Annotated in this window: 6 protein-coding genes; all 6 read left to right on the forward strand. The window is 45.5% G+C overall.

Annotation, left to right across the window (positions count from 1 at the left end; genetic code table 11):
• Window positions 1–35 precede the first annotated feature (35 nt).
• The 6 genes from ribH to glmS all read left to right on the forward strand — a co-directional run bounded on the left by ribH (window position 36) and on the right by glmS (window position 6976).
• Window positions 36–557 (forward strand): 6,7-dimethyl-8-ribityllumazine synthase, encoded by a 522-nt coding sequence (ribH, locus tag ACT3SX_RS12730; RefSeq protein WP_192519630.1) that lies wholly within the window; start codon window positions 36–38, stop codon window positions 555–557.
• 298 nt (window positions 558–855) lie between these two features.
• Entirely contained in the window at window positions 856–1698 is an 843-nt protein-coding gene (gene nusB, locus ACT3SX_RS12735) for a transcription antitermination factor NusB (RefSeq protein ID WP_225739195.1), read from the forward strand.
• A gap of 2 nt (window positions 1699–1700) precedes the next feature.
• Entirely contained in the window at window positions 1701–2756 is a 1056-nt protein-coding gene (gene thiL, locus ACT3SX_RS12740) for a thiamine-phosphate kinase (RefSeq protein WP_192519629.1), read from the forward strand.
• Window positions 2757–2759: 3 nt separating this feature from the next.
• On the forward strand, window positions 2760–3341 hold the full coding sequence (locus ACT3SX_RS12745; RefSeq protein WP_192519628.1) for a phosphatidylglycerophosphatase A family protein: 582 nt from the start codon (window positions 2760–2762) through the stop codon (window positions 3339–3341).
• Between the two features lie 201 nt (window positions 3342–3542).
• Window positions 3543–4919, forward strand: coding sequence for a bifunctional UDP-N-acetylglucosamine diphosphorylase/glucosamine-1-phosphate N-acetyltransferase GlmU (glmU, locus tag ACT3SX_RS12750; RefSeq protein ID WP_192519627.1), 1377 nt, complete (start codon window positions 3543–3545; stop codon window positions 4917–4919).
• A 212-nt stretch (window positions 4920–5131) separates the two neighbouring features.
• Window positions 5132–6976: a glutamine--fructose-6-phosphate transaminase (isomerizing) gene (gene glmS / locus ACT3SX_RS12755; protein WP_192519626.1), complete on the forward strand. Its 1845-nt coding sequence runs from the start codon at window positions 5132–5134 to the stop codon at window positions 6974–6976.
• The last annotated feature ends 154 nt before the right edge of the window (window positions 6977–7130 follow it).

A 7130-nucleotide genomic window follows, 5' to 3' on the forward strand; every position in this document is an offset into this window, starting at 1 on the left:
TTTATATTAAAAGCCCATTAGGCAAAGGATTTTTTATGTCAAATTTACAACAGCAGCGCAATGATGTGACCCATATCGATGGCAACCTACATCAAAACAAAGACGTCCGTATCGGTATCGTGGTCGGTCGTTTCAATGGTTTTGTCGTTGAGTCATTAGTAGATGGTGCTATCGATGCATTGCTTCGTCATGGCGTATTAGGCAGCAATATTACTGTTGTTCGTGTGCCTGGTGCCTTTGAATTACCATTGGTTGCCCAGCGCGCTGCTGAGTCTGATCGCTTTGATGCCATTGTTGCTTTGGGCGCGATTATCCGTGGTAGCACGCCGCATTTTGATTTTGTTGCAAACGAATCAGCCAAAGGTTTAAGCGCTGTCGCGATGGATTACAATATCCCAGTCGCAAACGGCGTATTAACCACTGATAGCATCGAGCAAGCGATTGAACGTGCTGGTACCAAAGCTGGTAACAAAGGCTCAGAAGCGGCGATGGTGGTAATAGAAATGCTTGCCGTGCTGTCACAGCTAGATATTGATGATGATATCGATGACGCGTAATTTTGTTGCTCTCTAAATAGAGATGCAGACTAGACAGATACAGAACCATACTGTTTATGAATTTAATTGGGGTTATTGCTATAGCCCTGATTAGTTACATTAAATATTTAACTTAAGTGTTTAACTCAAATGCTTAAATTAAATATTTAACCTCAGCACTTAATTTAAGTATTTAGCTTAAGTACTGAACTTAAGTGCTTAGCTTCAGCATTTAAACCAAGCTCCAAAACTGACTGGTAATACGTACCAGCCGACCACTATTTAACATTCTATCTCAAAACTCAGGTATTGACCCCTTATGACCGACCAACTCAAACACGCCATTAATGCTGCAAAAACCGCACAAACCAATGATCAACAAGCGGAAGCTACCCGTATAGCGAGCAGCAGTGCGGGTGATCAAACCTTCGATATGAATGAGTCTTCTTATAAGACCAGTCACACTGCTATCCGCAAAGCACGCCGTTTTGCCATGCAAGGCCTATATGAATGGTTGGTCACAGATCGCCGTTTTGATATAGATGGCAAGCTTGGTTGGAAAGCCAATGCCCCCCATGATATCGCAGCCCGTACGCGCGCGACCAATGCGATGCATACCGTACACATTGGCTATTATCACGAAATGATGCGTGATATTCCAGAGCAAATCGAAGATTTAGATGCGCTCATTACTCAGCATTTGGATCGCGACATCAATAAGTTAGACACGGTTGAACACGCTATTTTGTTGATTGGTGCTTACGAGCTTAAAAACCGTTTAGAGATTCCATATAAAGTCGTTCTAGATGAGGCGATGAAACTGAATAATCACTTCGGTGCCACTGACGCCCATAAACTGATTAATGCAGTATTAGACAAGATGGCGGTTGAACTACGTGCAACTGAAGTGGCATCAGACAGCAAAGCCAACTCACGCACTTCACAAAAAGCCTCTGCTAAACCTGTCGTAAAGACAACTACTGAAGTAGATAGTAGTGTCGATTTGGAATCAATTGAAGACAAACCAACCGCTTCAAACAAGCCACGTATCAGTGCAAATAACGCCAGTGTTAAACGCAATAGCGCGAGTAAAGCCAGTGCAAATATCAGTAACTTTAAAGCGAACAAGAAAAACGCTGACGATGCCAAAAACCAAGACTAACTATGAATGAATTTGAGCTGATTGAGCGTATATTCGTCCAAATGCAGGCCAAGCAGCCATTATCAGACTATGTCGAAAAAGGCATTGGTGATGATGCAGCGGTGACAGCACTGCCTGTGGGCGCACGCTTGGTCAGCTGTATTGACACATTGGTTCAAGGTCGGCATTTTAGCGCTGACTGGCAACAAATCAACGAATTGGCATTTGCGATTGGTTATAAAACTGTCGCTGTCAATGTCTCAGACATCGCTGCGATGGGCGCAACCCCGCATAGTATTTTATTGGCATTAGCGTTACCACATAGACTTGCCCATGAGAAATGGCTCACCGAATTTGCCAAAGGTCTGTTCCATGCCTGCCAGCTATTTGGTGTGACGTTGATTGGTGGCGACACCACACGCAGTGATAACTTAGTGCTGAGTGTCAGTGCGCAAGGACTGCTAGCCGCAGATACGCCAGCCGTGTATCGCTCAGGCGCGCAAGTGGGTGATAAGGTCTATGTATCAGGGACACTTGGTGATGCCAATTATGCGCTATTGCATCCCAACAACGCTCAAGGTATCGAGCTGGCTCATAGATTACATATGCCCACACCGCGTGTCACTTTGGGCGCTGAGTTAGCCAAAGTGGGCGCAACAGCGATGATAGATATCTCTGATGGTTTGTATCAAGATTTAGGGCATATATGTCAACAAAGCGCGGTCGGCATACGCCTAAACGTAGAGCACTTGCCAGCCAGTCACTCACTCGCTACCATTGATTTATCTGAGCGCGTGCTATGCCAATTAACAGGCGGTGATGATTACGAATTGGCATTTACCTTGCCGCCTCATATCACGCCACCTATCAATAGCAGCGACACGCTAGTGACTTGTATCGGTGAAGTGGTTGCGCTGCCTGATACTTCGCTATCCAACACGGCTCTATCCAATCAGGCAGGCAGTGCGACTCCTTTACGTCCTACGCTTTATTATCAAGGGCAGCCTATTACGCCAATAAATCCAGCACCATTTACCACATGGCCCAATCTTACTGGTTACCAACATTTTGCAGGTTGACCCATGACTGATCACGATCTCTCTAAACCCGATATTCGTAAAGCCAATGATTGCCCACCGCTACCAGAAAACGCCACCTCGATTGACCGTGTGGTCTATTGGCTTGGGCTTGGTTTGGGCAGTGGTCTACCCCGCCGTGCTCCTGGTACTTGGGGAACCGTTGGTGGCTTAATCGCCGCCATACCACTGCTAAGCCTGGGCTTCGTGCCATTCCTAATTATTACCATTCTGTCCTGTCTGGTTGGTAACGAGATATGCGGTCGCACATCGGATCTGATGGGCGGGCATGATAACCCGCATATCGTTTGGGATGAATGGGCGGGTATCTGGATTACGCTGCTACCTTTGTCTTATATGGGCGCGGCCGACACGAATTTTTGGCAACACATCTCACAACCCTCTTCTATCATTGCCATCCTGATTGCCTTTGTTCTATTCCGGTTCTTTGACATCATCAAACCGCCACCAATTGGCTGGGCGGACAAAAAAGTCGCTGGTGGTCTGGGTATCATGCTCGACGATATTATCGCTGGTATTATGGCGGCGATCGTGTGGGTGCTTGTGATGCTTATCCTACCTTTTTAATGAAAATACAGTATGTTTAGGAGATGTCCTAATAGACATAAGGTATAAATCTGACAGATTTTTTGGGTTTATATGTACTTTTACTACCTTATATGCTAATTATTGAATATAATTTACAAAGCCTGCACATTACCGTATTTTTCTGAACAAATATTTGCGTTATACTCAGGTATTATAATTTGTTACATTTATAAGGTTATTATGACTTCTCCTCTCTCTGTAATCATCCTCGCTGCCGGTAAAGGCACGCGTATGCAGTCGGCTAAGCCAAAAGTGCTTCAGACATTGGCTGGTAAATCGTTATTAGGCCATGTACTAGATACTTGTCATAAAATGACGGTTGATGAGACCATCGTCGTTCATGGTTTTGGCGGCGAGCAAGTGAAGTCAGAAATTACTGACCAATACTCACAGTCATCCATCACTTGGGTGGCCCAGACAGAACAACTGGGCACTGGACATGCGGTAAAAGTGACGCTGTCTGACTTGCCAAAAGACGGACAAAGTTTGATTCTATATGGTGATGTGCCTTTGGTAAGTGCTCAGACGTTAGCCGCCTTGAGATCGGCAAACACCAACGGTATGTCTATGCTGACGTTGACAGTGGACAATCCATTTGGTTTGGGTCGTATCAAACGAGATCACGTCGGTAACATCATGGCCATCGTTGAACAAAAAGATGCCGATACTGACGAGCAGCAGATTCGAGAAATTAATAGCGGTATTTACTGCGTCGATAATGCCCTACTTCACAAATACCTACCTAAGCTCTCTAACGACAACGCACAACAAGAATACTATCTGACCGATATTGTCAAAATGGCCGTCGCTGATGGTATTACGATTGCCGCGATTGAGCCTGAGCATACCTTTGAGATTGAAGGCGTCAATAATCGCCAACAGCTAGCCAGTCTAGAACGAACTTGGCAGGGCAAAATAGTCGCTGACTTACAAGAAGCTGGCGTACAGTTCGCCGATCCTACCCGTGTCGATATCCGTGGTACGCTAACGGCAGGTCAAGACGTGTTTATCGATGTTGGCGTCGTATTCGAGGGTGACTGCACCTTGGGAGACAATGTCTATATTGAGGCAGGCTGTGTTATTAAACACTCACAGCTGGGCAATGCCTGCTATATCAAGCCATACTGCGTTATTGATCATGCCGAGGTCGGTGCTGGTGTCGATATTGGCCCATTTGCCCACCTGCGTCCTGAGACCGTATTGTCTGATAACAGTAAAATTGGTAATTTTGTCGAAATCAAAAAATCAACCATCGGTCACGGTAGCAAGGTAAACCACTTAAGCTACGTCGGCGATGCCACCGTCGGAACGGGTGTCAATATAGGTGCTGGCGTGATTACTTGTAATTATGATGGTGCCAACAAGTCGCAAACCACCATTGAAGACAATGCCTTTATCGGCTCAAATGCCAGCTTGGTAGCGCCAGTGACGATTGGTGATACAGCGACGGTTGCAGCTGGCTCTGTCATTACTAAAAACGTGGATGCTAGCGCATTGGCTTTTGGTCGCGCTCGGCAAACGCAGAAAAATGACTTTCAACGACCTACTAAAAAATAGTCGCTTTGTTAAAAATTAGGTCAATCATCGTATTCTTGAACACACTTAAGCAGCGCGACAATTTTTGTGGTGCTGCTTAATTATATTTATAGCGCTATAAAGTGAATGGCTTACCAGTCAACCATATTATTGATGGATACAGCAGCTATATATAGAAAAGTGACAATCTAAAAACACCTAAAAACATCAAAAATCAAACTTAAGGAATAGCCATGTGCGGAATTGTAGGGGCAGTTGCTGAACGTAATATCGCCAACATCTTACTCGAAGGTCTTAAACGTCTGGAATACAGAGGCTATGATTCTGCGGGCTTGACTGTCATCCGTAATGGTGAGCTACATCGTGAACGCCAAGTCGGTAAGGTACAAGAATTGGTCAATGCAGTCGCCGTAAACCCTGAGTTTTTCGACGGTCATATCGGTATTGCTCATACTCGCTGGGCAACTCATGGCGAACCTGCGCAGCGTAATGCCCATCCACACATCTCAGGTAAAGTCGCTGTCGTACATAACGGTATCGTCGAAAACTATGCTGAACTCAAAGAAGATCTCATCGCGAAAGGCTATGAGTTTACCTCACAGACAGATACCGAGGTGGTTGCGCATCTCATTAATGACATTTATCAAGACACATCAGATCTATTAGAGGCTGTGCGCAAGGTTATTCCGTTATTACATGGTGCATTTGCCCTTGGTGTCGTACATATTGACTGTCCAGATGAGCTGATTACGGTGCGCCTGGGCTCACCGCTAGTGATCGGTGTGGGTATCGGCGAAAACTTCATCGCATCAGATCAGTTGGCACTGTTGCCAGTTACCAACCGTTTTATGTATTTAGAAGAAGGTGATATCGCCAGACTAACTCGCAAAACGATTCAAGTTTATGCTGATGGTGTCGAGGTCAAACGACAAGTTCATGAAATTGATGCGGCACAACACAATGCCGATAAAGGTGAATTTAAGCATTATATGCTCAAGGAAATCTATGAGCAGCCAGATGCCGTCGCTCGTACGATTGAGATGGCCGTCGACAAGAGTGAAACCTCTAAGTTACGCGATGATTTTTTGCAGCGTCACGAAGCGCAGCTATCGGGTGTTCGTAATGTACAAGTTATCGCTTGTGGCACCAGCTATCACTCAGGGCTGGTCGCAAAATACTGGTTTGAGAGCCTAAACCGTATTCCTTGTTCAGTTGAAGTCGCGAGTGAGTTCCGTTATCGCAACCCAGTCGTGGTTGATAACACATTAGTTATCTGTATTTCTCAATCTGGTGAAACGGCTGACACCCTGTCTGCGCTCCGTGATATTCAAAAGCATACGCCAACAGGTCTGGTCAGCTTAGCATTGTGTAACGTCCCTACCTCATCACTGGTACGCGAAACAGATATCTTTTTACCGACGCTCGCAGGACCCGAAATCGGTGTCGCTTCGACCAAAGCCTTTACTGCGCAGCTTATTGCTCTAATGCTATTAGTGCTCAAAGTTGGTGACGTACAGCAGCGCATGACTGGTGAGCGTTTGAGCACGATGCTTGCAGAGATACAACGACTACCTGGTCAGCTACATGCCAGCTTGAACCTTGATGCCTCAATCAATACCATGAGTGAGCGCTTTGAGGACAAAAAAAGCTGCCTGTTCTTAGGTCGCGGATTACAGTTCCCTATTGCACTAGAAGGCGCACTCAAGCTTAAAGAAATTTCTTACATTCATGCCGAAGGCTATGCTGCCGGTGAGCTCAAACACGGTCCATTAGCACTCGTCGATAAAGACATGCCCATCGTCGTGCTGGCACCAAAAGACAGCATGTATGACAAGCTCAAAGCCAACATGCAAGAGGTTCATGCCCGCCATGGTGAGTTGTTTGTATTCGCTGGTGAATCAAGCAAGATGGTTGCAGAAGATCGCTTACATGTCGTCTACGTGCCCGATGTCTGTGAGACGTTAGCCCCTATTGTTTATAGCATCCCTGTACAGCTGCTGTCCTACCATGTCGCCGTCATGCGTGGTACGGATGTCGATCAGCCCAGAAATCTGGCCAAGAGTGTCACGGTAGAATAATTTAGCTTAAAAAATGACAGAAATTGTACTAGAGTAATAAAGATGCATACTAAGTAATATAGTTTCATCCTGAGTAATAAAGTATCATCCTATTGGCTCATGTATTAACCCCTGCTACTATTTAGTAAAACAGTAGCAGGGGTTTTTTATGCTC

The organism is Psychrobacter sp. AOP31-B2-9 (assembly GCF_052378005.1).
Taxonomy (GTDB): domain Bacteria; phylum Pseudomonadota; class Gammaproteobacteria; order Pseudomonadales; family Moraxellaceae; genus Psychrobacter.